This is a genomic window from Acinetobacter sp. 22301, assembly GCF_052045285.1.
Classification (GTDB): domain Bacteria; phylum Pseudomonadota; class Gammaproteobacteria; order Pseudomonadales; family Moraxellaceae; genus Acinetobacter; species Acinetobacter pittii.
This window is the reverse complement of record NZ_JBQEOR010000003.1, coordinates 193,625-220,369: the sequence shown is the minus strand read 5'-3', so window position 1 is coordinate 220,369 and position 26,745 is coordinate 193,625. Positions and strand designations below refer to the sequence as shown.

Genomic DNA, 26,745 nt, shown 5'->3' with positions numbered 1-26,745 from the left:
GCGTTTTGTTTTTGATTTATTTTTTACACCGCAAAACTATGCGTATTTTGTATTTTTAAGATTAACACTACCCATATAAATTGAAAACAAAAAAAGCATGAATCACTAACGCGATTCATGCTTTTTAGATGAATGAAATCTATGCAGACTTCGAATCAATAACCTTTAAATCTGCCTTAGCAACACTTTCATGCGTTGCAGCTTCTTTAGGTTGGCGTTCAGCTTGATAAACAGGTTCTGCTTCACCATTAATAACTGCTTCATTAATAATGACTGTTCCAACATCTGTACGACTTGGTAAATCATACATAGTTTCAAGCAGTACATTTTCCATAATAGAACGTAGACCACGCGCACCCGTATTACGTTCAAGCGCTTTTTTAGCAACAGCACGTAATGCAGAATCTTCAAAGATCAGATCAACATTTTCCATAGTGAAAAGATATTGATACTGGCGTGTTAATGCATTTTTTGGCTCAGTCAAAATTTGCATTAAAGCTTCTTCGTCTAGCTCTTCAAGTGTCGCAATCACTGGTAAACGACCAATGAATTCTGGAATTAAACCAAATTTCACTAAGTCAGTTGGCTCAACCTGACGGAACAATTCAGCAAGCTTTTTGGTTTCATCTTTGTTTTTAACGTCAGCTGTAAAACCAATACCGCCTTTCTCTTGACGCTGTTGTACAATTTTTTCCAAACCAGAAAATGCACCACCACAAATAAATAAGATATTTGAGGTGTCAATTTGGATAAACTCTTGCTGTGGATGCTTACGACCACCTTGAGGCGGAATCGAAGCAACTGTACCTTCAATCATTTTTAATAATGCTTGTTGTACACCTTCACCAGACACATCACGCGTAATTGATGGATTTTCAGATTTACGAGTAATCTTATCAATCTCATCAATATAGATAATGCCCTTCTGAGCTTTCTCTACATCGTAGTCTGCTTTTTGCAAAAGCTTTTGCACAATATTTTCAACATCTTCACCCACATAACCCGCTTCGGTTAATGTTGTTGCATCTGCCATCGCAAATGGAACATCTAAAAGGCGAGCTAATGTTTGCGCAAGTAAAGTTTTACCTGAGCCAGTAGGTCCAATCAGTAAGATATTACTTTTAGCAATTTCTACTTCTTTAGACACATGGCCATTATGACCAACTTTTAAGCGCTTATAATGGTTATAAACCGCAACAGATAATGTCTTTTTGGCAAGATCTTGACCAATAACATATTGATCAAGCGCAGCACGTATTTCATGTGGTTTTGGCAATGCCTTACTCGCCCAGTCACCTGCTTCAACCTGTTGGCTGGTTTGTACAAGGTCTAAGCAGACATCCACACATTCATTACAAATATATGCGTCCTCACCTGCAATCAGTTTCCCGACTTCAGACTGCGTTTTACCGCAAAATGAACAATGTTTTTGTCCTTGAGGATGTTCGGACATATTCACTCCACAAATAGAATCTTAAATATTAGGGCAAGATGCACTGCATAAATAACTAAATGGAGATCTTTTTCAACATCTCAAGTTATTTATATAAGAAGGTCCTTATGGACGCTTACTTAACACCTGATCAACCAGACCATATTCTTTAGCAGCTTGGGCTGTCATAAAGTTATCACGGTCAGTATCACGAGCAACGGTTTCATAGTCTTGACCACTGTGCTCTGCCATTAAGCGGTTCAAACGTTCTTTAATAAAGAGAATTTCACGCGCATGGATTTCAATATCCGATGCTTGACCACGGAAACCACCCAATGGTTGATGAATCATGACACGGGCATTTTCTAAACAATAGCGTTTGCCTTTAGCGCCCGCATTTAATAAAAATGCACCCATTGAAGCAGCTTGACCCATACAATATGTCACGACATCAGGCTTAATAAACTGCATCGTGTCATAAATGGCCATGCCCGCTGTCACAGATCCACCTGGAGAGTTGATATAAAGGTGGATATCTTTATCAGGATTCTCAGCTTCTAAAAACAACATTTGGGCAACAATCAGATTTGCCATGTTATCTTCAACTTCACCTGTCAAAAAAATGACGCGCTCACGTAAAAGTCGTGAATAAATATCAAAAGAACGTTCGCCGCGAGAAGATTGTTCAACCACAACAGGAACTAAAGCATTTTCAATTGTTGGAACATACATACGTTATTTATTCCTAAATTTTTTGTGACTTAACCTATGGCAACAATATGCGGGATAATTTCTCAAATTGCAAAAGGTTCGCACTGAAATATTATATTATTTATACCTAAGTACTTAATGCCGCACTCTAATTGACCACATAAAGAAAAACAAAAAAGGCGCCTCAGGCGCCTTTTTCTGACTTCTTAAAAGATTAGCCCATACGGCGAGCTTGTTGTTCTTTCAATAAGTCATCATAAGATACAGCTTTGTCAGTCACTTTAGCACCAGCTAAGATGTGATCAACAACTTGATCTTCTAATACAACTGCTTCGATTTGAGCACGTTGTTGAGCATCATTTTTGAAGTATTCAATCACTTCAGTTGGATCTTCGTAAGAAGAAGCCATGTCGTCAATGTAAGCATCAACGCGAGCTTGATCAACTTCAAGTTTAGCATCAGCTAAAACTTTGCTTACCAATACGCCAAGCTTAACAGAACGCTCTGCTTGTTCTTTGAACAATTCGTCAGGAAGCATGCTCTTGTCAAAAGATTGCGCGCCTGCACCACCAAATTGTTGAGTGAACTGTTGAACCATTTGTTGACGTTGACGGTCAATTTCTTGAGCAACCATTGCAGTTGGAACTTCAACTTCATTCGCAGCAACAAGAGCATCAAAAGCAGCTTGTTTAACTTGGTTACGTAAACCATTGCGAACTTCACGTTCCATATTCTTACGAACGTCAGCTTTTAACTTCTCAACGCCTTCCTCTTCAGTTACACCGAAGATTTTTAAGAATTCAGCATCAATTTCTGGAAGTTTAGATTTTTCAACTTGCTTCACAGTGATTTTGAACTGAGCTGCTTTACCAGCCAAGTTTTCAGCTTGGTAATCTTCAGGGAAAGTAACGTCAATTACTTTCTCTTCACCAGCTTTCATGCCAATGATGCCATCTTCGAATCCAGGGATCATACGACCTGAACCTAACACAAGTTTAAAGTCTTCAGCAGAACCGCCTTCAAACTTCTCACCATCGATAGTGCCTTCAAAGTCAAAAGTCACTTGCATGTCTTTTTTCGCCATACCCTTGGTTACAGCCCAAGTTTGACGTTGTTTTTGCAAGTTTTCGATCATAGCGTCAACGTCAGCGTCTTTGATTTCAGCTGATTTACGTTCAACTTCTAAGCCGTCAAATGCTTTTACTTCAACTTCTGGATAAACTTCTACAGTTGCTTCAAAAACTAAAGCGTCTTCTTTATGTTCAACTTTCTCAATGTTCGGCATACCTACCGCATTGATTTTTTCTTGTTGAATTGCTTCAAAAACGCTATCACGAATGATGTCATTTACAACTTCTTGATAAATGCTTGCACCGTATTCGCGACGAACAACGTTTTCAGGTACTTTACCTGGACGGAAGCCGTTGATCTTCACAGTTTTGGCAGTGCGCTTCAAACGAGCTTCAAATTGCTCGTTAATACGGCTCGTCGGTACAGACACATTTAAACGACGGGCAACGCCCGAAACCGCTTCAGTCGTTACTTGCATGGCTTCCTCGATAAAAATTAGTTAGTAGGAACAGTTTTTAAAAAAGTGCTGTATTATATGACAACTTTCAAGATATACAAAATTAACCGATCACTTCATGTAAGTGAAGGACATTATTCTAGTAAATTTCACAGTAATTTTATGATTCTTTAAATATTTTTCATAAGTACTTAAGTAAAACTAATTTTTTAGTTATTCTTTATAAATCTAAATTTACAATCATTTTTCATAAATTTATCGCTTTTTAAAACAATTAAACACAATCAAATAATTAGCTATTTTTTAATACTAAAACCCATCCAACCTTTCACATTTCCTTCACAATTCTATCGACAAATCCAATTAACACAAACTGTACATATAAATAAGAATTATTATTATTCGCATAACCTTTATGATTTAAAGTCCTGAAATTATGTCTTTCATCAAAACCCGCAAGAAAATTGTATCGTCTGCAATTGCTTCTTCTCTCTCTGTGATAGCAACCGCTGCTATCGCACAAGAACAAGTTGAAGTATTAAAAACTATTAATGTGCATGCTGAAGCAAATCAAGCAGAATCATTGAAAATAGATCAGTCTGCGAACGCGAAATTTGTAGCTCCGCTAAAAGATACGCCAAAATCGGTGTCAATTCTTTCCCAAAAGCTACTTCAAGAAACGAATTCAAATACCCTACTCGAAGCTCTACGCAATGAACCAGGTATTACACTTGGTGCTGGTGAAGGCGGCGTTCCATATACAGATATTCCTTATATTCGTGGTTATAACGGCCAATCTTCTATTTATGTTGATGGTGTTCGTAATGCAACAGCTCAAACTCGTGACATGTTTGCGATTGAACAAGTTGAAGTCATCAAGGGCTCAAGCTCTGCTTTAACTGGGGGAAGCGGGATTGGTGGCAGCATTAACCTTATTCCAAAAATTGCCCATGAAGGTAATGTTTATCAAGGATCTGTTGCGGGTGGTACAGACAACTACCGTCATATTCAGCTTGATGCCAACAAAGACTTTGGCAATGGTGTTGCTGGCCGTGTTGTTGTTATGGGCCATGAAAATGACAAACCTGGTCAAAGTAATGGAGCCGAATACGCTCGTGTTGGTATTGCACCGAGCCTAGCGCTCGGCTTAGGTTCTGCAAACCGAGCTACATTAAGCTATTACTTCTTAAAAAGTAATGATGAACCTGATTCAGGTATTCCATTCAATAACCCAAACCTTGTTAATAATGATGGTACACCGAAATCAAATGTTCCTGCTGGTGCAGAAAAAGGAGATGGTAAGCCTGTCACTGTTAAGCAAGGAGCATATTATGGTTGGAAAGCGCGTGATTTCGACAAACGCGAAAACCATATTGGCTCATTGAAGTTAGAACATGACTTTAATGATGATCTAACACTTAGTAACACAGCAAGCTATAGCCGCTCTAAAGCAGACTATATCTACACTAACCCAGATGACTCTAAGAGCAACATTTATAAAAATCAAGTTTGGCGCCGTGTTACACAATCTATTCGTGAAACAGAAGCGTTCACAGATCAACTATCTTTAGCCGGGAAACTTAAAACTGGTCAGCTTACACATAGTTTTAATGTAGGTGCTGAATATAGTCGTGAAGAGACTGAGCGTGGCTCATATAACATCATCTACCCTGGTTATAAGGGAACAACGACAACTGGCTTTGATAATACGTGTAAAAATAATGATGGGTGGTGTACCAGTTTAACAAATCCATCTGGGAATGCTCCATGGTTAGGTTCATTAACAACGAATCCAAAACAAAGAACATCAACCAATGAAACAGTATCTATTTATGCTTTAGATAGCATTGAATTCAATAAATACTGGTTGCTCAATTTAGGTGCGCGTTGGGATAAATTCGATTCAGAGTTAAAGTTCAATAAGGACTACGTAAGTGGCAGCACTACTACGCCTGCTGGAACTGTGTATACCAATGACTCTGATTTCTTCTCGTATCAAGCTGGCGTAGTATTCCGTCCAACTGAACATGGCAGTATTTATGCAAGCTATGCTACCGCTGCTAACCCAGTAGGTATGGATGCTGATATTGATGGCCTGTCTGCATCGAATCAGGCTTTAGATCCAGAAAAAGCTCGTACTTATGAAGTGGGAACAAAATGGAGCCTTTGGGAAAATCGCGCGAATGTTACAGCCGCAATTTTCCGTACCGAAAAGCAAAATACGCGTATTGCAGTTGATGCAAACACCACAACCAATGCTGGTGAAAGTAAAGTTGATGGTTTTGAGCTTGGTTTAACTGGTCATATTACCGATAAATGGGAAATGGCTGTAGGTTATAGCTATCTTGATAGTGAAGTTGAAAAAGCTGCCTACAATGCTGTTGCTCAAGAAGGCAAACCTCTACCATTCGTTGCAAAAAATAGTGCAAGCTTATGGACCACTTATAAAGTTCTACCAAAACTAACCGTAGGCGCAGGTGCACAATACCGTGACCAAGTGTATGCAAACACAAATCCAAATACCGCATTGACTTCAACCAAAATCTTACCTGCATTCACTATTTACAATGCAATGGTTCAGTATAAAGTTGATGAAAATGTAGATCTACAATTAAATGTTAATAATATTTCTGACAAACGTTACTTTACTAGTGCCCATGCAGCTCATTATGCAAATGAGGGTGAAGGTCGTAACGCAGTGTTAGCAATTAACTTTAAATATTAATCCTAAATCCCATAATATTTTTATGGATTTCATTTAGTTTTCTATAAAATAGCCTCATCATGAGGCTATTTTTACAAATAGAATATATCTTAAAAGGTGTTTGCCGTGATTCATCATATCCCCAGTGTTTTAAGCAAAGAGCAAGTTGCCGAGTTTCGTAAGCTCATGGAGGACGCCAATTGGGTAGGTGGGAAAGTGACTGCCGGCACCTTGTCTGCTTCAGTGAAAAGAAATCAGCAACTCTCAGAAGAGGACCCACTTACTCATCATTTAAGTGAACTTGTCATCAAAGCAATTTGGCAAAATCCAGTGTTTCAGGCCGCAGCCCTACCCCACAAAATTATTCCACCGCTTTTTAATCGTTATGATGAACATGAAAGCTTTGGTTTCCATGTAGATAACTCGATTCGCCTTATCCGTGGAACTTCTGAACAGCTACGCACTGATTTATCTTGTACATTATTTTTAAGTGAACCAGATGAATATGAAGGTGGTGACCTAGTGATTGAAGACACTTATGGTTATCACGAAGTCAAATTACCGGCAGGTGATGTGGTGCTCTACCCTTCTACTAGCCTACATGAAGTCAGCAGTATTACCTCTGGTACTCGTTTTGCTTCTTTTTTCTGGGTACAAAGTCTGGTTCGAGACGATAGTAAACGCCATCTCTTATTTAATCTTGATGAGAGCATTCGAGAACTACGCAAATCACACGGCGATAACTACCCAGAAGTCATGAAGCTCACCAACATTTATCATAATTTAATTCGTATGTGGTCAGAACTGTAACTATATTTATTTTTGCCTTTTTAATTCTTAACAAACTTTTTTTCCTTAAAAAGGCAAGAATATGAAAATAATTTTCCATAAAAAATAAAATAGCGCAAAATTAGAAAATTATTTTCTAAACTATTTAACTAAAATTATGATAAGAATTTTGCACAAGGTGTAATCATTGTTTAGATGTGATATATCTAAATATCAAGATTACCCCCGCAAACCATCAAACTTATTATTCTACGGTCTAGAGATGAAAACGAATTACTTGTTTGCCCCGCCTACTCAAGCAAGACATCATCTGCAACTCCTGATGCTGCGCCAAGCGCGCGTATAAAAATTTTGTCTGCTTTTTAAAGCAGCACTTTGAAATTCCCTTTAATTTTTCTGAATTAGATACCATATATTAAGTAGAGACGTTGCCTTTTAAATATATCCAGAGCAACCGCGCTACGAGACAAGGAGTTTTCTCATGATGTTGGCTGACCCTAGCAAAAAATACCGCCGTATGTACCAGCGTGTGGATTTACCAGATCGCCAATGGCCAAATAACGAAATTACAAAAGCGCCAATCTGGATGAGTACGGATTTACGTGACGGTAACCAAGCAATTTTTGAACCGATGAACATGGAACAAAAATTTAAAATGTTCAAAATGCTTGTGAAAATCGGTTTTAAACATATTGAAATCGGTTTCCCTTCTGCATCTCAAATTGACTTCGATTTTACTCGTATGTTGATCGAAGAAAATCATATTCCTGATGACGTATACATTGAAGTTTTGGTTCAAGCACGTGACCATTTAATTGAACGTACTTTTGAATCTTTGGCAGGCGCTAAACGAGCGATTGTACATATTTATAACTCGAACTCTCCAACCTTCCGTCAAAAGGTGTTGAATGTAGATGTTGATGGCGCAAAACAATTAGCAATTAATGCTGCTCAAAAAGTTAAAGAGTATGCAGCTCAATATCCTCAAACAGACTGGATTTTCCAATACAGCCCAGAATGTTTCTCTGCAACTGAATTGGAAGTGGCTAAAGATGTCTGTGATGCCGTCACAGAAATCTGGGATGCACGTCCAGATCATAAAGTTATTTTAAACTTGCCAGCGACTGTCGAGGTTTCTACACCAAATGTTTATGCAGACCAAATTGAATGGATGCATCGTAATTTGGCACGTCGTGATGGTGTAATTATTTCTGTTCACTGCCACAATGACCGCGGCTGTGGTATTGCTGCATCAGAACTTGCCATTATGGCAGGTGCTGACCGTGTTGAAGGCTGTGTGTTCGGTAATGGTGAACGTACAGGTAACGTTGACGTTGCAGCAATTGCATTGAACATGTATACCCAAGGTGTCGCGCCAGAGTTAGATTTTTCTAATATTAATGAAGTGATTGCAACGGTTGAAGAATGTACTGGTTTACCTGTACACCCTCGTCATCCATATGCAGGTGACTTGGTATTTACTGCATTCTCTGGTTCACATCAGGATGCGATCAAAAAAGGCTTCGAGTACCAGAAAAACGAAGAAATCTGGGATATGCCTTACTTACCAATCGACCCGAAAGATTTGGGCCGTGACTACGATGCTGTAATTCGTGTAAATAGTCAGTCTGGTAAAGGTGGTATCGCTTATTTATTAGAATCAAACTACAACGTTGTATTACCACGTCGTTTGCAAATCGAATTCAGTCAGGTTGTTCAACAATATGCTGATGAGAACGGTACAGAAATTAACGCTAAAGAAATCTGGACGTTATTTAAAGATGCGTATGTTGATGTGAAGAATCATCATTACACAGTCAAACACTACAAGTTATCTGACATTAATGGTACTCAGATTATCGAACTTGATATTGATGTCGAAGGTGAAACACAACAACTTCGTGGTGAAGGTAACGGGCCAATCTCTGCGTTCTTAAATGCACTTCAATTACCAATTGACGTATTGAACTATGAAGAACGTAGTATTAGTTCAGGTGCAAATGCGAAAGCATTAACCTTAATTGAACTTCAAGTAAAAGGTACAGGTAAAGGTTCATTTGGTGCTGGTGTTCATGACAATACAGTCACCTCGTCAATCGAAGCAATTATTGCGTGTACCAACCGTTTGATTGATCAAGGTGTTTTAAGTACAGATCAGGTTGTTGCTGCCGCTGTTTAATTAAAAAAAAGACTTTGGAAAGGATACCTAGCTTGGTATCCTTTCTTTTTATTCCTGAAAGATTTAAAAGGCGAAATGTTCCCGTGTCTTTTCCAGCTGATTCAGTGGGGTTAGTCACTCCGCAAAAGTTCCAATTTGAAGAACCATTACACCTTGAATGTGATCGTGTTTTGCCACGTTTTGAACTAATGGTCGAAACTTACGGCACTTTAAATGCTGATAAATCAAATGCAATTTTAATCTGTCATGCTCTTTCCGGACATCATCATGCAGCGGGTTATCACCACGAAGATGATAAAAAAGCTGGATGGTGGGATAGTTGTATTGGCCCGGGTAAGGCAATTGATACGAATAAGTTTTTTGTAGTTTCGCTAAATAATATTGGTGGCTGTAATGGCTCAACTGGCCCGACCTCACCAAATCCTGAAAATGACAATCGCCCTTATGGACCTGATTTCCCATTAGTAACGGTACGCGACTGGGTTAAAACTCAGGCCATGCTTTCTGACCGTTTGGGTGTAGATGTCTGGTATGCAGTGGTCGGTGGATCATTAGGAGGCATGCAAGCACTACAATGGTCCGTAGACTACCCTGACCGCCTACAAAAATGTGTGATTATTGCCAGTGCACCAAAGCTTTCAGCACAAAATATTGCATTTAATGAGGTTGCTCGTCAGTCAATCTTGTCTGATCCAGATTTCCATCATGGCCGTTATTTAGAAAATGATAGTTATCCGAAACGCGGACTAATTCTGGCTCGCATGGTAGGTCATATCACCTATCTTTCAGAAGAAGCCATGAAACAAAAATTTGGCCGTGATTTAAAATCTGGCAAATTTATGTACGGTTTTGATGTCGAGTTTCAGGTCGAAAGCTATCTACGTTATCAAGGTGAACAGTTCAGCCGTAACTTTGATGCCAATACCTATCTGATCATGACTAAAGCTTTAGATTACTTTGACCCATCTCGTGAATACGGCCATTCTTTAACTGAAGCAATGGGCAAAACTAAATGTCAGTTCTTGATTGTCTCATTTACAACTGACTGGCGTTTTGCACCAAGTCGCTCACAAGAAATTGTAGATGCGCTTATTACCAATCATAAGCCTGTAAGTTATCTCGACATTGATGCTGAACAAGGTCATGACTCCTTCTTATTCCCGATTCCACTGTATGTCAAAACCATGCGCGCTTTCTTAGGCGGTGAAGAACACTTGAAATCGACGTCACTGGAGGCAAGCTAATGCGTATTGATCAACAACTGGCAGAAAAGTGGATTAAACCCGGCTCAAGCGTACTCGATTTAGGGTGTGGTGACGGTGAATTACTCGCTCATATGAGCCAAAAGCATCAAATTCGTGCTTATGGTTTAGAAATTGATCAAGAAAAGATTGCAATTGCCGTCAGTCGCGGGTTAAATATTATTCAACAAGATTTGAATCTCGGCTTAAGCCGCTTTGCAGACCAGTCCTTTGACTATGTGGTTATGGCACAAGCTTTGCAAGCCGTAGATGCACCCGATGTTTTATTAAGAGACATGGTGCGTGTGGGTAAGCAGGCAATTATTACTTTTCCAAACTTTGCACATTGGAAGACTCGCTCTTTTCTTGCATTAAAAGGAATGATGCCTGTATCGGATGCTCTACCATATATGTGGTATAACACCCCCAACATTCATTTATGTACATTTAAAGATTTCGAAGCACTATGTGCTGAAAATCAGATACAAATTATTAATCGACTCGCCGTCAATGGAAATCAGCAGGGAAGCCTGTTAAGCAAACATGTTCCTAATTTGTTTGGTGAAGTCGCTATTTATCGAGTGAGTGCACTATGAAAAAGACATTATTTAGCACACTATTTGCAGGACTGCTAAGTATGCAGGCTCATGCAGATTATATCGCCCAGCCACAATCGGTTGCGAGTCAGGCTGCACGTTTTTCAACAATGGGGATTAACGATCTTCAGAAAGCAGCAAAAGCTGGTCAAGCAGGCGCACAGTTTTATCTTGGTACACACTATCAATATGGTAAAGATGTAGCAAAAGATGACAAACAGGCTTTCGCATGGTTTAAAGCAGCAGCGGATCAAGGTTTATCGCCAGCACAATTAAACGTAGGCCGCATGTATGCCGATGGTATTGGTGTTAAAAAAGATGAGTCTATGGCTCGTAAATACTTTGAAAAAGCAGCAAGCAATGGTGATAACCGTGCAAGCTATAACCTTGCGATGATGGAAGAGCAAAAGAAAAACTACGTTGGTGCTTACCAATGGTATGAGCTTTCAACTCGTGATGGCATGCTCGACAATAAAGTGATTAGCTTATCTGAAGGTAAGAAAACTGCTCTAGCAGCAAACTTAACTCAAGAACAAATCCGTACAGCACGTGACCGTGCGGACAAATGGATTCAAGCACAATAATAACGGTTCATCCGTAAAAAACCTTACTCGACTAAAGCCACCTTGTATGCTCTACAAGGTGGCTTTAGTTTAGGTTGTCCCATTTTATATTCTATTTATTTCCCTCTATATCCCCTCTTAAAAAACACGTAACATAACTCACGTTCGATATTAGCTATAAAGTTTGGTTTTATTATGTCTACCCCACATTGGTTTGATCAGGGCAGTTTAGTTCTTGCCAGCAATAACAAAGGTAAAGTCGCAGAGTTTGAAAAACTTTTTGAACAGCTTAAGTTACCAGTAGAAATTATTCCTCAAGGTCGCCTTAATATTCCTGATGCAATTGAAGATGGTTTAAGCTTTATTGAAAATGCCATTATTAAAGCTCGTCATGCCTCTAAAATTTCAGGTAAACCTGCTATGGCTGACGACTCTGGTATTTGTGTACCAGTCTTAGGCGGCGCACCTGGTATTTATTCAGCACGCTATGCTGGAGAACATGGTGACGATGCAGCCAACAATGCCAAATTATTAAATGACCTTTTACCCTACCGTAAGAATGGTGAAGTAATTGAAGGTATGTTTGTGTGCGTACTTGCTTTAGTTACTCATGCTGAAGATCCTTTACCACAAATTTTCCAAGGCATTTGGCACGGCGAAATTTTAGAAGCTGCACGTGGTGAAAATGGCTTTGGTTATGACCCATTGTTCTGGTTGCCTGAGCTACAAGTGTCTAGCGCTGAATTGTCTAAAGAAGACAAGAATAAGATTAGTCATCGTGGGCAAGCGATGCAGTTATTTAAAGAGAGCTTACAGAAGTAAAACTTCATATCGGTTTTAGTTTAACGTTAAAGCCACTTGCTATCGTGCTAGGCGACATGGATGTCGCCTGTCGAACTGCGACATCAAGGATGTGTCGTTAGTTCGACAAATGGTTTTGTTACTTTTGACGAAACAAAAGTAAATATTGCCTACATACACAAAATAAGCATATAACCACTATTCAAAGGCCGTCTGGTCTAACCATCGTCCTTAGAAATAAAAATGCAAAAATACCGCATAAATCGCAATAAAAACACAACTCACAATCGTCCCTGAAGCAATATAAGCCGCCGATCTTCCCGTCCCTTGATAATGTGTTTCTAACGCTACAATATTGGCTGCTGGCGGCAGACAGAACATTAAAAACATCACTCCAATTTGCTGACTGATATTTGGAATGGGTAAAAATCTATAAGCTAAGCCACAAAGAATAAACCCGCACACTACTTTAAATGCTTGAGCTTTTGTACTGTAAATTAAGTCTTTTAAATGCACTCGGGTACGGCGTAGCCACATTCCCAGCACACACATACCAGCAAAAGTCATGACAAACTTGGCAACTTCATATACCCAATGTATAGCAGGATACTCGATATGTTGAGCACCTAACGACCTAAGTAAAAGTGCACAAAATATTGAAATACACGGTGGAGAAGTTAAAACCTTTTTTAATATGTTGAGCTTACTTTGTGGTGCAGTGGTGACTGCAGTAACAGCCCATGCATTTCCAAAAAGAGACATACCAATATATAAAGCTACAATAGGAGCCGTAGCATCAGGGCCAAATAAAGCCATGGCAAAGGGAAAGCCAAGCCACCCCATGTTGGTATAACTCACGCAAAGCGCTAATAATCTGTCTTTAAATAGAGCTAAATAGGCAAAGAAAATAAGAAATGCTGAACCGAAGCTAAACAGCATCAAACTCAAACTACCTGGCTGATAAAATACCATGTTGTAAATAATCACAATCGGAATTAGTAAGCGGGCAAGCCAAGCTGAAAGAATAGGTTTTATGGTTTCTGCAATGGAAGTCTGAGCAAGTAGAAGTCCTGTGATAAATGCCAATACAGGCAGTAGTAGCGCCACGCTCTCTCCTCTTGCTCATTAAAACCAGCTTGCTATGCTACACCTTTTCAAAATGAAATGTACTCTCCATTTCAAGTAATTTAAGTGACTCTTTTCAAACTATGTATAAATAAAAAAAGAAGATATTCAGTTTATAAAATGAACTTTTTAGGTTTTGACAGTCATTCATTGTCTTAAAAATGACATATAAATGTCACATTCCTGTCATGGCAACCTGTTGATATAAAGCAAACTGAAAAGAGGTATAAGATCATGGCCGGTTTATCTATTTGGCATGTCGTTATTTTTGCAATTGTCGTTATTTTATTATTCGGTACGTCTAAATTAAAAAATATCGGTAAAGACGTAGGTGGTGCAGTAAAAGACTTTAAAAAATCAGTTCGTGAAGAAGATGAGACTACTGCTCTTAATACTCCACGTACAATTGATGCCCAAGTCAAAACACCTGACAGCACATCAGTAAAAAGCTAAAGGTTTTCGACCATGCTTGATGTAGGAATGACAGAGCTACTCTGTTTTGCAATTATTGCAATTTTAGTTTTAGGTCCGGATAAACTTCCAGAAGCTGCACGCTTTGCTGGTCGTTGGTATGTTCGCCTAAAACGTTATATTACCAATTTGCAAAATGAGATTGATCAAGAGTTGCGTCTTTCTGAGTTTCGAAAAGAAATGCAAGAAGAACTCAACCGCATTGAAGCACTAGAACGTAAAGTACAACAACAGCTTGAAGAAATTCAAAAGCAGAATATTTCTGAAAATATAGATAAGGCTGAGGCAACCAAATCAGTGCCCCAACCTATTCGGATATGTCTTCCTATATCAGGCCATTATAAAGTCCCATACATTAGAAAATTTATGCCTTTAGTATCATCAACTGATATTTCAGAGACATCACCTGTTAAATTGAAGATTGCCGTATGAACCAACTGCCTTCAACCACTGTAAATAATCAGGAAAATTTAGACCAAATGCCAATCATGAGCCATTTGGTCGTTTTACGACGTCATTTATTTAGGATTGTCGGAGTAACCTTATTTTTATTTTTTTGCTTATTACCATTTAGAAATAATACTTACCAATTACTATCCGAACCTTTGAGGCTGCAACTTCCAACCTCCTCGTCAATGATTGCAACCGATGTCACTGCAACATTCATGGCGCCTTTTAAACTCAATTTATTTGTCGCACTTGTGCTGGCAATGCCATTTATTCTGTATGAAATCTGGTCATTTGTTCGTCCAGCGCTGTATCAAAAAGAACGTCATTTAGCACTACCATTACTCATCGGTAGTATTGTCTTGTTTTATGCGGGTGTTGCTTTTGCATACTACATTACTCTTCCGGCAATTTTACATTTCTTTATTAGTGTATCGCCTGAAACTGTTGCACCGATGACGGATATTAATAGCTACCTAAGCTTCTGCTTAAAGTTATTTTTAGTATTTGGACTGACTTTTGAAATTCCAATCGCGACGCTCCTCCTTATTTTAATCGGTGTGGTAAATACAAAAAGCCTTGCTGAAAAGCGACGTTTTATCATTGTAGGATGCTTTTTCGTTGCAATGTTTATTACACCGCCAGATGCAATTTCAATGGTGATGTTAGCAATTCCAATGTGGTTGCTTTTTGAGCTCGGCCTGCTCTTTGGTAAAATTCTTGAGAAAAGAAAAGCCCATCCTGCTGAATGAAATAATTTCTAAGAAAAAGCCTGAGCCTACAAGTTCAGGCTTTTTTATGTAGAACACTTTTTAATCTACAAAGCAATAAACTGTCTTCAAAGTGACTTAAAAATGTAAGAAAAGTGTCATTTTCAGTCCATAGAATCAACTCAACAAATATACCCACAAAATTTACGGATTTCTTATGACAACTGCTTCTACTCAACCAACGCGTCGCGAAATTTTAAAATGGTTTTCGGGGATTCCTTTTCTACCATTAGGAGCGATGGCTACGGCAGCAACATTAGCAGGTTGTAATGATAGTGATGACAGCTCAGTAGTCACTCCAACACCACAGCCAAGCAAATTTAAAAATGCAAAATTCACAGCAATGTCTGCGCCTACGACTGCAGCAGATCGCGCAACAACTTTAGTGAATTCTAAATTAAAAATTGACTGGGAAAACTCAACCAGTACTGAATACCAACTTGCTTATAAACCTTTCTTTAAAACAGGCGATAGCGTACCAAAGCACGGTGGTGGAACTATTATCGCGGGTGGTTATTTTGATGTTAACGGCAATCCAATTATGGATAAGTCGGTTGCTGGTAAAGAACGTCAGTTCTTTTCTGACTGTCCAGATGGTTCGTCTTTAATTCAATTAGAAGGTGCGAAAGTTGAAGGCGTAGCAAACCCTGTGTTCCATGTTGTTCAATTTGAATATAACTCTAAAGACCAAGCAGGCGGCGACACTTACGGTCAACTACCTTCTCCAATCGCAATTTTGACTTTAGATCAAGACCCGAAAACAGGTCACTTAGAGCTTAAAAAATACTTCAATGTTGATACTGCTCCTGTTCATGGCTTATGGATCACTTGTGGTGCAAGTTTATCGCCTTGGAACACTCACTTATCGAGTGAAGAATATGAGCCAGATGCATTCAATCAAGGTATTGGCGGTACAGATCCAAAATATCTTGGTAAATACTTCTTTGGTGATGAAACTAAAGCAAACCCATATAACTACGGTCATTTACCAGAAGTAACAGTTAACCTTGATGGTACTGGTAGCATTAAAAAGCACTATTGTTTAGGTCGTATTTCTCACGAACTTATCCATGTTATGCCAGACAACCGTACAGCACTTATGGGAGATGACTACACCAACGGTGGCTTCTTCATGTTCGTTGCAGATAAAGAAAAAGATTTATCGGCAGGTACGCTCTATGTTGCTAAATACATTAATACCCTAACTGAAACCTCAACTGCTAGCATTCAATGGATCAAACTTGGCCATGCGACTAGTAAAGAAATTGAGGATTTAGTTGCTGGTGGGATTAAGTCAACTGACATCATGGAAAGTTTAACAACCAATCCAAATGATGCGAGCTATACTGAAATCACTTTGGCAAAGAAACAGCTTTGGGTCAAACTTAAACCAGGCATGGAAAAAGCAGCAGCTTTCTTGGAAACACATCGTTATGCAGCACTAAAAGGTGCAAGTATGGCGTTCACCAAGATGGAAGGTACTAACGTAAATATTAAAGATAAAGTTGCTTACTCTGCTTTAGCTAATATTCAAGATTCAATGGTCATTGGCGGTAAAGGTTATGTCGCTGGACATAATGTCGCGTTCTCTAAAAAGATTACTGCTGGTGGCGTGCTTGCACACAAGTTAGGTAATAGCTTTACAGACAACGAAGGTAGCGCAATCAATAGCGAGTGGGTTCCTCTTTACTCATATATGCTACTCATGGGTGAAGATCTTGCTGCGAAAGATAGTTTAGGTAATACAGCGAATCCAGAAAAAATTGCTAGCCCAGACAATCTGAAGTTCTCTGAAACTTTACGTACATTATTCATTGGTGAAGACTCAGGTAACCACGTGAACAACTTCTTGTGGGCATACAATGTAGATACCAAAGAATTAACACGACTGCTTTCTACACCTGCAGGTGCAGAGTCAACAGGTTTACATGCTGTAGATTCAATCAATGGTTGGACTTACATCATGAGCAACTTCCAACATCCAGGCGACAGTAGTAGTGTACCTGAGGATGTTAAGGCATTAATTAACCAAAATTACAACAATGGTTATAGTGCTAACGTCGGCTATATTACAGCTGACCCAATTGCCCCTTCAGTCACAACTAAATAATTTTTCATAATCTCTCTAAATATTAAAGCTGGCTAAGGTCAGCTTTAATATTTTTACATTCAACTTTTAATTTTTATGAAAATTAAATGAAAAATTACAGAACTTTTCATTAACTTATCATCAAAACGTCAACGCCTCGTCACATTCACAAACTAAGCTCATGAAGAATTTTAGAACAATCTCTTTATTTACTTAGGAATTTCCCATGACAGAGCTGACGCCATATCATGAAGACCAAGAATTGGATAATAATACTTCTGACAATATCCACTTCCGCGACATTTTAGAACAACACATCAGTCGCCGTAGTTTAATTACTAAAGCAGCAAGTGGTGCTGTAGCGTTAACTTTAGCCTCTACATTAACAGGCTGTAATGATAGCGATGATGATTCAGGTTCTAACAACGGTGGAACCACACCTGTAGATCCAAATAAAAAACCAGAAAAATTAACTTTTACCGCAGTTGCGAAAAACCATAACGACATCGTGACTGTACCTGAAGGTTATGAAGCGAATGTCATTTTTGCTTTGGGTGATTCAATCAACCCTAATTTTGGCGAATGGGACGATAATAATATTCCATCTGGCCCAAGCTTCCAGTTCCGTTCAGGTGACTGTCATGATGGTATGCATTATTTTGGCTTAAATACTTCAACAAACCGCTTTGACGAAAGTGTTTCAGCTGAAGGTTTGTTGGTCATGAATCACGAATATATCAATCAAACTTTCCTTCACCCAAAAGGCCCAACAAAAGTTGATGGACGCCGCCCTGAAGATGAGGTCATTCGTGAAACCAATGCGCATGGCGTTTCTATTGTTTACATCAAAAAAGATGCTGCAACTCAAAAAGTAACAATTGATAAAAATTCTATTTTTAACCGCCGTATTACAGCATCAACAGAAATGGATTTTGCAGGTGCTGCAGCTGGTTCTGCCTTGCTTGCAACTCGCTTCTCCCCGACTGCTCGTAAAACACGTGGTACCCATAATAACTGCGGTAACGGTTATACGCCTTGGGGCACATACTTAACTACTGAAGAAAACTTTATTGGTTACTTTGCTCGTAGTACGACTGATGACGCATTACGTACTCCAGAAGAAATTATTGCACTGAAACGCTATGGCTTAAAAGCAGGATCTGGCTCACGTTATGGCTGGGAAACAGCAATTGGTCAAGTAGAGTCACAAGACTTATATGACCGCTGGAATGCCGACGTAAAAGCTGCACAAGCTACCCAAGATTATCGTAACGGTCCAAATACATTTGGTTGGATGGTCGAGATTGATCCGTTTGATGTTCGCCTAAATCCGGTTAAACGTACCTCATTGGGACGTTTTGCACATGAAGATAGTGCTTGTCGTGCCGTAGCAGGTCAACCATTAGCATTTTATATGGGCGATGATTCTCGCGGTGAGTACATCTATAAATTCGTCTCTACCGCAGTGTGGGATGTCAAAGATGTAAATCGTGGTTATGCGGCTGGCGACAAATACATGAACGCAGGTAAATTGTATGTTGCCAAGTTTAATAACGATGGTTCAGGTCAATGGATTGAACTTGCCTATGGCAAAAATGGCTTAAATGAAAGCAACACGACCTACCCATTTAAATCTCAAGCGGACGTTGTCACATTTGCACGTTTGGCTGGCGACTCAGTCGGTGCTACAAAAATGGACCGCCCAGAATGGTGTACGGTCAACCCAGTGAACGGCGAAGTTTATGTTACCCTAACCAACAACTCAAATCGTGGTAAAGATTACGCAACCGATGCTGCAAACCCACGTAACTACACAGACCTCTACAACGGCACTAAAGAGCAAAAGGGTAACGTTAACGGTCATATTATCCGTTTTAAAGAAACTGATGACAAAACGACTGCTGAAACCTTCAAGTGGGATATTTATCTATTTGGTGCTGAAGCATCTATGGCTTCAAACATCAACTTATCTGGTTTAACAGACAACAATGATTTGTCATCTCCAGACGGTATGTGGTTTGACCCACGTGGCGTACTTTGGATTCAAACAGATGATGGCGCATACACTGATGTCACTAATTGTATGATGCTTGCTGCGCTACCAGGCCAGATTGGAGATGGTGCTCCTGCAACTACTTCAAATGGTCAGCAAACTTTAGTGGGTGCTAAAGTTACAGACTCAACTTTGCGCCGTTTCTTGGTGGGGCCTAAGCAATGTGAGATTACAGGTATTGCGATGACACCTGACTACAAAGCAATTTTCATTAATGTTCAACACCCTGGTGAAGATTCTGCAAGTTACGCGACACCAGAAAGTAACTGGCCAGCAACCCAGAAAGATCCAAGTAACAAAACTGCGCGCCCACGCTCAGCAACTGTTGTGATTACCCGTAAAGATGGCGGTGTGATCGCGGGTTAATTCGTTTATAACTATAAATGCCGGTCGATTGATCGGCATTTTTATTATCATCGATTTAAGAGAACCTGCTGCTGAACAATTTGCCCACTATGCTCGCCTTGCTGAGTCTTTTCCAGCCAAAGCGATTCATTATTGGTCATTCTTAGAAAGTTTGAACAACGTGTGCCATACACGGGGCTTTGAATAAAAGTCGATGACAATAACTCTTCCATTTCTGGCTGAATGCCCGTATTGGGTAATAATGCAGTTGTGACCTTACGTTCATCTTCAAGAATATCCCATGCAGCATGTTGCAAAGTTAACTCTTCCGTCTGGTGCTGAAGCATAGGCAAAAACTCTTGCGTAAAACGTGTTCTTAAATGTCTGGTTTTTTCCCAATGTTCAGACATCAAACCATTTGAAACCACATAAACACCATTTGCTAATACTTGCGGGGCTTCACCACGGTTACTCATATAAACCGCTTGATCAGCATTTCCCATAAACAGGTTAAAGCCAGCAAAGTTCTGTTGCTGCTGTTCTAATTGTTGAGCAAATCGAATCGGCAATAAATCTGACTCTAAAAAAGCCTGAACTAAGTGCCCCCGAGAAGTTTCATATGATTTTTGATCTCGTCCATCACGAAAATTGGTCAAGACAGCCCATCGGCCTTGAGGTGTAACGCCCATCCAAGTCCCACCCGACTGTAAATCTTGCCCAGCAATAATCGGTGTATGTTGCCACTGATGTAACAATGCTGTTGGTCGATGATAGAACTCATCCCGATTTGACATAAGACATAAGGGCATATCATCCAGAACATGCCATGCTAAAGCCACAATACACATCTTTTCTTATTCCCTATCTTTACACATTGAATGTACAACATTTTTCACATCATTCCGCTACAATCTGTCAAAACGTAAGATCAAGGAGCAGCAATGCTGACCTATCCTAATATCGATCCGGTCGCAATACATCTAGGACCTCTTCAAGTCCATTGGTATGGACTCATGTATTTATTGGCATTTTTATGTGCTTGGGGGCTTGCTTCCTACCGTGCCAAACAGCGTGATGGCTGGACATCAGAAATGGTTTCCGATCTGGTGTTTTACGGTGCTTTAGGTGTCGTTCTGGGCGGTCGTGTCGGCTATGTCCTTTTCTATGAGTTTGATAAATTCCTTGAAAATCCGATTTGGCTATTCCAAGTCTGGACAGGCGGTATGAGTTTCCATGGCGGCTTCTTAGGCGTCATGATTGCGATGTTATTTTGGTGTAAAAAATATCAAAAAACATGGTTCCAAACCCTCGACTTTATTGCCCCATGTGTACCGACTGGCTTAATGTTTGGGCGCTTTGGTAACTTTATTGGTGGAGAGTTATACGGTCGTGCGGTAACCGACCCAAATTATCCATTTGGTATGATCTTTCCAACTGATCCATTACAACTGGTACGCCATCCATCACAAATTTATCAAGCAATTTGTGAAGGCTTAATTCTATTTATTGTCTTGTGGTGGTTTAGTTCAAAACCACGTCCACGCATGGCGGTTTCTGCCCTATTTTTAATGGGCTACGGTGTTGCACGCTTCGTAATGGAATTCTTCCGTCAACCAGATGCCGACCAAGGCTTTATTCTGTTTGGCTGGATGACTAAAGGTCAGATCCTCACCGTTCCAATGTTGCTGATTGGCCTTTGGATGATGTGGTATGCCTACCAAAAGAAAATCTATGACTGGGGCCCACAAAAGAACAGTTAATATGATAAATCAGAGGAGTTTCGGCTCCTCTTTTCTTTTTTATGCTACAGTTTTTACTCTCCTAAAAATGAAGATACGACATGCTGGAATTCTGGTTTAACACTCAAGTCCCTACATTTAAAAAACTAGTAATTTTAATTATTACACTGTTGATCTGTATTGGATTATATCAATACCAACCACTGCCTTTAGATACCATTCTAATGTTTACAGGAACTGGGGTTATTTTTTTAATCTGTCGCTATTTTAAATTGCATTTTGCTCAAAAAAATCCAACTGGCCTACTTTATCGCCTGCTGACTTGGATCCCTATCGCACTGTTATTTGCACTTATTTTTGTTAAAACAATGCCGAACTTGCTGATCTGGGGTGTGCAAGGAATCGCTTTTATGGCGCTTGCTGCTTTTATTTTTTCACCTCAATCACTTTTTAATAAATAGGCTCAATATATGTTGGCTTATTGGTACAACGCACCACGTCACATCAAACTTATCTTCATTATTGTTGTTTGTGTTGCAGTTTATGCTGCTAATCAAGTTCAGGCCCTATCTCCTATTTATACAATACTCAGCCTTATTTTCGGGTTTGGTTTACATATTGGGCATTACTTGAATACCAAACTTTCAAACAACACATCAGGTAAATCGAGCTTGGGACTTTTAATCAAAATCTACCCTATTTTGATCATTATTATTTTGATGTATTTGCTCCCTGTTCAGCATAAATGGAGTCATCTCATACAAGCTTTAGGCTTTGTACTGATTGGCTTTTTTCTTGTCTCGATTTATCAAAATCGCGCTAAACGATTTTAATTACAAACTATTGCTCGCTTTCCTACCTGTCATTAAACCATGTTATTATCTTCCACGGTTTATTGATCCAGAAACCATCTCCCCTTCTATTTTATGGAATTAATCCGAACTCGAGAGTGTTATGCGTGCATATTTAGACCTACTACAACATATCCTTGATAATGGCGGTGACAAAGGCGACCGTACAGGCACAGGAACCCGTTCTGTATTTGGTCATCAAATGCGTTTTGATCTCTCTAAAGGTTTTCCTTTACTCACCACCAAAAAAGTTCACTTCCGCTCGATTGTGATTGAGTTGCTTTGGTTTTTAAAAGGCGACACTAACGTCCAATACCTAAAAGACAATAAAGTTTCAATTTGGGACGAATGGGCAACAGCAGAACAAACTGCTCGCTTTGGCCGTCCAGAGCATGAACTTGGACCAGTCTATGGTCATCAATGGCGTAATTTCGGCGCAACTAAAAATGCTGACGGTACTTATAATCAAGATGGTTTTGACCAGATTAAATGGTTAATTAACGAAATTAAGACCAATCCAAACTCGCGCCGTTTAATTATTTCTGGCTGGAACCCAAATGAAGCTGGACAAGTTGCCTTACCGCCTTGCCATACGCTCTTCCAATTTTTCGTACAAGACAACAAGTTGTCATGCCAGCTTTATCAACGTAGTGCTGACGTGTTCTTAGGCGTGCCTTTTAACATCGCGAGTTATGCTCTACTCACCCATATGATTGCTCAAGTGTGCGGTTTAGGTGTAGGTGATTTTGTCTGGACTGGTGGTGATACACATCTTTATGCCAACCATTTTGAACAAGCTAAACTTCAATTGACACGTGAGCCTTTACCGCTATGCCAATTGAAACTAAATCCAGAAATAACTGACTTATTTGATTTCAAATTTGAAGATATCGAGATTGTAGGTTACGAGTCACATCCGGCAATTAAAGCACCAGTTGCAGTATAACGACGGCTTAAATTTCATTAGATTACGGTTTAGAGAATAAGATTATGGCATGGCAAAATGTAGAAGTTGTCCACGTTGTGGCAATGGACAAAAACCACTGTATTGGTAAAGGCAATGCGTTGCCATGGCATATTTCTGCCGACTTAAAACACTTTAAGGAAATTACCCAAGGCGGTGTGGTCGTGATGGGCCGTAAAACCCTTGAGTCTATGGGCCGTGCTCTACCAAACCGTGTGAATTGGGTGATTACCCGTGACATTAACTGGCAATTTGACGGCGTTAAAGTTGCGTATTCAATTGAAGATGCCTTAAATGCAGCTTTAGAAGATGTAAAAAATACCGAAAAACAAGCTTTATTCATCATTGGTGGCGGCGAGATATTCAAGCAAACCTTGTCGATTGCAGACCGTCTTGAACTTACTCATGTTGACTTAGATGTGCAAGGTGATGCACATTATCCAACAATACCGAGTGAGTTTCATAAAACTGCAAGTGAACAGCAAGTTGATGAAAAATCAGGAACTTCATTCGAGTTTGCTACTTATAAAAAATAATTTTATGGATGCCTATGCACAATATCGGAACACGTGAATTTATTATTGCTCTACTTTTTGGGCTGCTACATAGTCTATTCACGCTGTTTATTGTGTTCTCTAGTATTTGGGTATGTGTAGCGCTTTGGGTTCAACAACCTTTTGGCTGGTTAGGCAGCCGCATACTCATTGGCGTCTGGATTGCTTTTGCTCTCAGTATGGCTGGCTTATATGTTGAAGGTCATATTATTAGCCGCCGTACCGATATCCTGATTTATCTTTTAGCGTTTGTCTGCTCTCTTGTTTGGTATTTTTCGATTACTGCACGTCAAGATCGAGACTGGAACCCTGAAGTTGCCAATATACTGAGTTACGAAAAGCACGGTGATGTGATCACTTTGCACAATGTTCGTAACTTCAACTGGCATCCTGACGGAACCTATGATGTGCGATGGGAAACCCGCACTTTTGACCTCAACCAGTTAAATGGAGTAAATATCATTACTTCTTACTGGATGGGACCACAAATTGCTCACACACTGGTAAGTTTCGAATTTGCACACCAACAACCACTAGTCTTCTCAATCGAGATTCGTAAAGAAAAGACTGAAGAGTTTTCGGCAATTGGCGGTTTTTTTAGAAAATATGAACTGAGCTTAATTGCTTCTGATGAAAAAGATATTGTCTACACGCGCAGTAACATCCGCAAAGAGCAGGTTTATAATTTCCCAGTCAATATGCCGCGTAGCGAGCAAAAAGCGCTATTTTTAGAATATCTTAAGAAATCGGATGAGCTACGCAAAAAGCCTGAGTGGTACAACACACTTACGAGTAACTGTACAACTTTAATTTTTGATATGGTTCAAGCAATTAACCCCTATGAACTTCCTAAAGATTATCGTCTAATCGCTTCCGGTTACTTACCTAATTATTTATATGACCTTAAAGCACTTAATCAAAATATCAGTTTAAAACAGTGGTATCAAATTGCGCATATCAACCCAAGAACTGAAAATTTTGAACAGCTTTCAGATCAGAGTAGTGAACACTTCTCTCAAATCGTTCGACAAGGTTTACCTAAAGATAAATGAAATAAGTAATGCACTTTTCTTTACTTTTTTATACATGCTTTACTTTGTATTTTAAATACATAAACCCTATTGTAATAGGCAGGAAATAGAGGGAAAGACAATGCAACAGGCATTATTTGGCGGCGGCTGTTTTTGGTGCGTCGAAGCTGTATTTTTACAAATACGCGGTGTAGAAAAAGTAACGAGTGGTTATGCAGGTGGGCACACGACTAACCCTACCTACGAGCAAGTATGTCAAGGAGATACCCAGCACGCTGAGGTGATCTTGGTTGATTTTGATGAAGAGCAAGTAACATACTCCCAGTTACTCGATGTATTCTTCGCGACTCATGATCCAACGACTTTAAATCGCCAAGGTAATGATATCGGCACACAATACCGCTCTGTTATTTACTATTATAATGAAGAGCAAAAGCAGGCAGCGGAACACACGATTCAGACTCTAAAAAATGACGATCTTGATATTGTGACTGAGCTGTCCCCTGTTCCGACATTCTATCCAGCAGAAGAATATCATCAGAATTACTATGCAAAGAATCCTTCACAAGGTTATTGCAACTTTGCGATTCCACCAAAGCTGCTCAAGCTATATAGTAAATTCCAGCATCTGATGAAAGATCAATAAATCAGAACAATAAAAAAGCAACCAGTTTGGTTGCTTTTTTATTGAGTAAACTAAATTTTAGTTTTCACTTACAAAGGCAATATCGCTCAGTCCGGCTTCACTGGCGCGAGACATTACCTGAGCAACAGTATCGTACTTCGACTCTTTATCAGCACGAAGTTGAACTGTTGGTTTAACATCGCCTTGACCTGCTTCTTGAAAACGTTTTTGAAGCTCATCTAGGCTAATTACTTGAGTATCCCAAGCCACTTCACCATTTGCATTGATACTAATCGTAATTGCTTTTGGTGGTGGATCAATAATTTCAGCAGTTGTTTTAGGAAGCGTTAATGGAATCGATGGGTTGGCAACTGTTGCTGTGACCAAAAAGATGATCATTAACACCAACATAATGTCGATTAGCGGAATGAGATTCATCTCATTCATGCCACTATCGTGGTCTTCACCCAATTGAAAAGCCATTAAGCTTGACCTCCAACGTAACTTTGCTGTGCAGTTTTAACATCAGACTTTACAGTTGAGTCTTGCTGCAACATCGTGTCAATTAACAAGCTGTGCGCTTGGTCTTGCAAGTCGTGAGCAAGACCACGGTTTGCACGTACACAAATGTTATAAGCCAATACCGCTGGAATCGCAACTGCAAGACCAAGACCTGTCATAATAAGTGCTTCACCTACTGGTGTAGCCACTTGAGCCAAACCTGCTTGTCCGCTTTTACCTACCGCAACAAGTGCATGGAAAATACCCCAAACAGTACCAAACAAACCTACGAATGGTGCAATTGAAGCAATTGTTCCTAAAACAGAAATACCTTTATCAGCATTGGCCTTTTCAGCAGAAATCTGACGAAGTAATGCCTGCTCTGCAACCGCTTTACGCTGTTCAAAACTCAAAGGTTGTAACTTTGCTTTTAGCGAAGTAATAGCCTGAGAAAGTTGAGCATAAGCTTGTTGTTTTAGCTGGCGAGTCCCCATCAAACGTAAGATGAAAACTGTCCAGGTAGCAATCGACATTGCCAATAAGATGAAATACAGGGTTTTACTCACTGCATCTGCATGTTGCCAATAGATTGAAAAGTTCATATTGAACTCCTGATTAAGGTTAGCCGTTGGGACT

At 39.6% G+C, this 26,745-nt stretch carries 25 protein-coding genes and 1 pseudogene; 19 read left to right on the top strand and 7 right to left on the bottom strand.

Annotated elements, in window-relative coordinates; translation table 11 throughout:
* Window positions 1-139: 139 nt before the first annotated feature.
* From clpX to tig, 3 genes are all read right to left on the bottom strand, one after another.
* Entirely contained in the window at window positions 140-1,453 is a 1,314-nt protein-coding gene (clpX, locus tag ACTJJH_RS07510; RefSeq protein WP_002114726.1) for an ATP-dependent Clp protease ATP-binding subunit ClpX, read from the bottom strand.
* Between the two features lie 105 nt (window positions 1,454-1,558).
* Window positions 1,559-2,164 (bottom strand): ATP-dependent Clp endopeptidase proteolytic subunit ClpP, encoded by a 606-nt coding sequence (gene clpP, locus ACTJJH_RS07505; protein WP_002114870.1) that lies wholly within the window; start codon window positions 2,162-2,164, stop codon window positions 1,559-1,561.
* 193 nt (window positions 2,165-2,357) lie between these two features.
* Complete coding sequence (tig, locus tag ACTJJH_RS07500; RefSeq protein WP_002114878.1) at window positions 2,358-3,692, bottom strand: trigger factor; 1,335 nt, start codon at window positions 3,690-3,692, stop codon at window positions 2,358-2,360.
* 415 nt (window positions 3,693-4,107) lie between these two features.
* Between tig and ACTJJH_RS07495 the strand changes: the two genes are divergently transcribed.
* The 7 genes from ACTJJH_RS07495 to rdgB all read left to right on the top strand — a co-directional run bounded on the left by ACTJJH_RS07495 (window position 4,108) and on the right by rdgB (window position 12,565).
* The gene (locus tag ACTJJH_RS07495; protein WP_440600945.1) at window positions 4,108-6,396 is read left to right on the top strand and encodes a TonB-dependent receptor; all 2,289 of its coding nucleotides are present in this window, start codon (window positions 4,108-4,110) and stop codon (window positions 6,394-6,396) included.
* A 105-nt stretch (window positions 6,397-6,501) separates the two neighbouring features.
* Entirely contained in the window at window positions 6,502-7,185 is a 684-nt protein-coding gene (locus tag ACTJJH_RS07490; protein WP_005066115.1) for a Fe2+-dependent dioxygenase, read from the top strand.
* Between the two features lie 460 nt (window positions 7,186-7,645).
* Window positions 7,646-9,343 (top strand): 2-isopropylmalate synthase, encoded by a 1,698-nt coding sequence (gene leuA, locus ACTJJH_RS07485; RefSeq protein ID WP_005066113.1) that lies wholly within the window; start codon window positions 7,646-7,648, stop codon window positions 9,341-9,343.
* A gap of 83 nt (window positions 9,344-9,426) precedes the next feature.
* Window positions 9,427-10,587: a homoserine O-succinyltransferase MetX gene (gene metX / locus ACTJJH_RS07480; RefSeq protein WP_002114709.1), complete on the top strand. Its 1,161-nt coding sequence runs from the start codon at window positions 9,427-9,429 to the stop codon at window positions 10,585-10,587.
* Window positions 10,587-11,180 (top strand): methionine biosynthesis protein MetW, encoded by a 594-nt coding sequence (gene metW / locus ACTJJH_RS07475; protein WP_001217230.1) that lies wholly within the window; start codon window positions 10,587-10,589, stop codon window positions 11,178-11,180. The genes metX and metW overlap by 1 nt, the downstream gene beginning before the upstream one ends.
* The gene (locus ACTJJH_RS07470) at window positions 11,177-11,764 is read left to right on the top strand and encodes a tetratricopeptide repeat protein (RefSeq protein ID WP_005804213.1); all 588 of its coding nucleotides are present in this window, start codon (window positions 11,177-11,179) and stop codon (window positions 11,762-11,764) included. Before metW ends, ACTJJH_RS07470 begins: the two co-directional genes overlap by 4 nt.
* 174 nt (window positions 11,765-11,938) lie before the next feature.
* Window positions 11,939-12,565, top strand: coding sequence for an RdgB/HAM1 family non-canonical purine NTP pyrophosphatase (rdgB, locus tag ACTJJH_RS07465; protein ID WP_002114893.1), 627 nt, complete (start codon window positions 11,939-11,941; stop codon window positions 12,563-12,565).
* Between the two features lie 210 nt (window positions 12,566-12,775).
* On the opposite strand, the gene ACTJJH_RS07460 is transcribed toward rdgB, so the two are convergent.
* Window positions 12,776-13,651: an AEC family transporter gene (locus ACTJJH_RS07460; protein WP_262440088.1), complete on the bottom strand. Its 876-nt coding sequence runs from the start codon at window positions 13,649-13,651 to the stop codon at window positions 12,776-12,778.
* 252 nt (window positions 13,652-13,903) lie between these two features.
* Here ACTJJH_RS07460 and ACTJJH_RS07455 point away from each other — a divergent pair, with 252 nt between their 5' ends.
* From ACTJJH_RS07455 to ACTJJH_RS07435, 5 genes are all read left to right on the top strand, one after another.
* Window positions 13,904-14,122, top strand: a complete 219-nt coding sequence (locus ACTJJH_RS07455) for a Sec-independent protein translocase subunit TatA (protein ID WP_002114991.1) — start codon at window positions 13,904-13,906, stop codon at window positions 14,120-14,122.
* A gap of 12 nt (window positions 14,123-14,134) precedes the next feature.
* Entirely contained in the window at window positions 14,135-14,572 is a 438-nt protein-coding gene (tatB, locus tag ACTJJH_RS07450) for a Sec-independent protein translocase protein TatB (protein ID WP_202733133.1), read from the top strand.
* Window positions 14,569-15,339, top strand: coding sequence for a twin-arginine translocase subunit TatC (gene tatC, locus ACTJJH_RS07445; RefSeq protein ID WP_032005632.1), 771 nt, complete (start codon window positions 14,569-14,571; stop codon window positions 15,337-15,339). The genes tatB and tatC overlap by 4 nt, the downstream gene beginning before the upstream one ends.
* Before the next feature lie 175 nt (window positions 15,340-15,514).
* Window positions 15,515-17,467, top strand: coding sequence for a PhoX family protein (locus ACTJJH_RS07440; protein WP_202733134.1), 1,953 nt, complete (start codon window positions 15,515-15,517; stop codon window positions 17,465-17,467).
* 205 nt (window positions 17,468-17,672) lie between these two features.
* The gene (locus ACTJJH_RS07435) at window positions 17,673-19,865 is read left to right on the top strand and encodes a PhoX family protein (RefSeq protein WP_440600944.1); all 2,193 of its coding nucleotides are present in this window, start codon (window positions 17,673-17,675) and stop codon (window positions 19,863-19,865) included.
* Between the two features lie 47 nt (window positions 19,866-19,912).
* Here the strand turns inward: ACTJJH_RS07435 and ACTJJH_RS07430 are convergent, their stop codons facing one another.
* On the bottom strand, window positions 19,913-20,692 hold the full coding sequence (locus ACTJJH_RS07430) for an NRDE family protein (protein ID WP_440600943.1): 780 nt from the start codon (window positions 20,690-20,692) through the stop codon (window positions 19,913-19,915).
* 93 nt (window positions 20,693-20,785) lie between these two features.
* Here ACTJJH_RS07430 and lgt point away from each other — a divergent pair, with 93 nt between their 5' ends.
* From lgt to msrA, 7 genes and pseudogenes are all read left to right on the top strand, one after another.
* Window positions 20,786-21,604, top strand: coding sequence for a prolipoprotein diacylglyceryl transferase (gene lgt, locus ACTJJH_RS07425; RefSeq protein WP_005066098.1), 819 nt, complete (start codon window positions 20,786-20,788; stop codon window positions 21,602-21,604).
* 80 nt (window positions 21,605-21,684) lie between these two features.
* The gene (locus tag ACTJJH_RS07420) at window positions 21,685-22,044 is read left to right on the top strand and encodes a hypothetical protein (protein WP_002115133.1); all 360 of its coding nucleotides are present in this window, start codon (window positions 21,685-21,687) and stop codon (window positions 22,042-22,044) included.
* A 9-nt stretch (window positions 22,045-22,053) separates the two neighbouring features.
* Window positions 22,054-22,519, top strand: a pseudogene (locus ACTJJH_RS07415) (hypothetical protein).
* Window positions 22,520-22,537: 18 nt separating this feature from the next.
* Window positions 22,538-23,380: a thymidylate synthase gene (gene thyA / locus ACTJJH_RS07410; protein ID WP_032005162.1), complete on the top strand. Its 843-nt coding sequence runs from the start codon at window positions 22,538-22,540 to the stop codon at window positions 23,378-23,380.
* A gap of 44 nt (window positions 23,381-23,424) precedes the next feature.
* Window positions 23,425-23,934, top strand: a complete 510-nt coding sequence (locus ACTJJH_RS07405; RefSeq protein WP_003654807.1) for a dihydrofolate reductase — start codon at window positions 23,425-23,427, stop codon at window positions 23,932-23,934.
* Between the two features lie 14 nt (window positions 23,935-23,948).
* On the top strand, window positions 23,949-25,004 hold the full coding sequence (locus ACTJJH_RS07400) for a DUF4105 domain-containing protein (protein WP_440600942.1): 1,056 nt from the start codon (window positions 23,949-23,951) through the stop codon (window positions 25,002-25,004).
* A gap of 100 nt (window positions 25,005-25,104) precedes the next feature.
* Window positions 25,105-25,629, top strand: a complete 525-nt coding sequence (gene msrA / locus ACTJJH_RS07395) for a peptide-methionine (S)-S-oxide reductase MsrA (protein WP_004794799.1) — start codon at window positions 25,105-25,107, stop codon at window positions 25,627-25,629.
* Window positions 25,630-25,686: 57 nt separating this feature from the next.
* Here the strand turns inward: msrA and ACTJJH_RS07390 are convergent, their stop codons facing one another.
* Entirely contained in the window at window positions 25,687-26,091 is a 405-nt protein-coding gene (locus ACTJJH_RS07390; protein ID WP_000885432.1) for an ExbD/TolR family protein, read from the bottom strand.
* Window positions 26,091-26,711 (bottom strand): MotA/TolQ/ExbB proton channel family protein, encoded by a 621-nt coding sequence (locus ACTJJH_RS07385; protein ID WP_001011664.1) that lies wholly within the window; start codon window positions 26,709-26,711, stop codon window positions 26,091-26,093. Before ACTJJH_RS07385 ends, ACTJJH_RS07390 begins: the two co-directional genes overlap by 1 nt.
* Window positions 26,712-26,745: the final 34 nt, after the last annotated feature.

Coding starts and splice junctions, on each gene's coding strand:
- clpX (WP_002114726.1), bottom strand. CDS start 1,453: ATGTCCGAACATCCTCAAGGACAAAAACATTGTTCATTTTGCGGTAAA.
- clpP (WP_002114870.1), bottom strand. CDS start 2,164: ATGTATGTTCCAACAATTGAAAATGCTTTAGTTCCTGTTGTGGTTGAA.
- tig (WP_002114878.1), bottom strand. CDS start 3,692: ATGCAAGTAACGACTGAAGCGGTTTCGGGCGTTGCCCGTCGTTTAAAT.
- ACTJJH_RS07495 (WP_440600945.1), top strand. CDS start 4,108: ATGTCTTTCATCAAAACCCGCAAGAAAATTGTATCGTCTGCAATTGCT.
- leuA (WP_005066113.1), top strand. CDS start 7,646: ATGATGTTGGCTGACCCTAGCAAAAAATACCGCCGTATGTACCAGCGT.
- metW (WP_001217230.1), top strand. CDS start 10,587: ATGCGTATTGATCAACAACTGGCAGAAAAGTGGATTAAACCCGGCTCA.
- ACTJJH_RS07470 (WP_005804213.1), top strand. CDS start 11,177: ATGAAAAAGACATTATTTAGCACACTATTTGCAGGACTGCTAAGTATG.
- rdgB (WP_002114893.1), top strand. CDS start 11,939: ATGTCTACCCCACATTGGTTTGATCAGGGCAGTTTAGTTCTTGCCAGC.
- ACTJJH_RS07455 (WP_002114991.1), top strand. CDS start 13,904: ATGGCCGGTTTATCTATTTGGCATGTCGTTATTTTTGCAATTGTCGTT.
- tatB (WP_202733133.1), top strand. CDS start 14,135: ATGCTTGATGTAGGAATGACAGAGCTACTCTGTTTTGCAATTATTGCA.
- tatC (WP_032005632.1), top strand. CDS start 14,569: ATGAACCAACTGCCTTCAACCACTGTAAATAATCAGGAAAATTTAGAC.
- ACTJJH_RS07440 (WP_202733134.1), top strand. CDS start 15,515: ATGACAACTGCTTCTACTCAACCAACGCGTCGCGAAATTTTAAAATGG.
- ACTJJH_RS07435 (WP_440600944.1), top strand. CDS start 17,673: ATGACAGAGCTGACGCCATATCATGAAGACCAAGAATTGGATAATAAT.
- ACTJJH_RS07430 (WP_440600943.1), bottom strand. CDS start 20,692: ATGTGTATTGTGGCTTTAGCATGGCATGTTCTGGATGATATGCCCTTA.
- lgt (WP_005066098.1), top strand. CDS start 20,786: ATGCTGACCTATCCTAATATCGATCCGGTCGCAATACATCTAGGACCT.
- ACTJJH_RS07420 (WP_002115133.1), top strand. CDS start 21,685: ATGCTGGAATTCTGGTTTAACACTCAAGTCCCTACATTTAAAAAACTA.
- thyA (WP_032005162.1), top strand. CDS start 22,538: ATGCGTGCATATTTAGACCTACTACAACATATCCTTGATAATGGCGGT.
- ACTJJH_RS07405 (WP_003654807.1), top strand. CDS start 23,425: ATGGCATGGCAAAATGTAGAAGTTGTCCACGTTGTGGCAATGGACAAA.
- ACTJJH_RS07400 (WP_440600942.1), top strand. CDS start 23,949: ATGCACAATATCGGAACACGTGAATTTATTATTGCTCTACTTTTTGGG.
- msrA (WP_004794799.1), top strand. CDS start 25,105: ATGCAACAGGCATTATTTGGCGGCGGCTGTTTTTGGTGCGTCGAAGCT.
- ACTJJH_RS07390 (WP_000885432.1), bottom strand. CDS start 26,091: ATGGCTTTTCAATTGGGTGAAGACCACGATAGTGGCATGAATGAGATG.
- ACTJJH_RS07385 (WP_001011664.1), bottom strand. CDS start 26,711: ATGAACTTTTCAATCTATTGGCAACATGCAGATGCAGTGAGTAAAACC.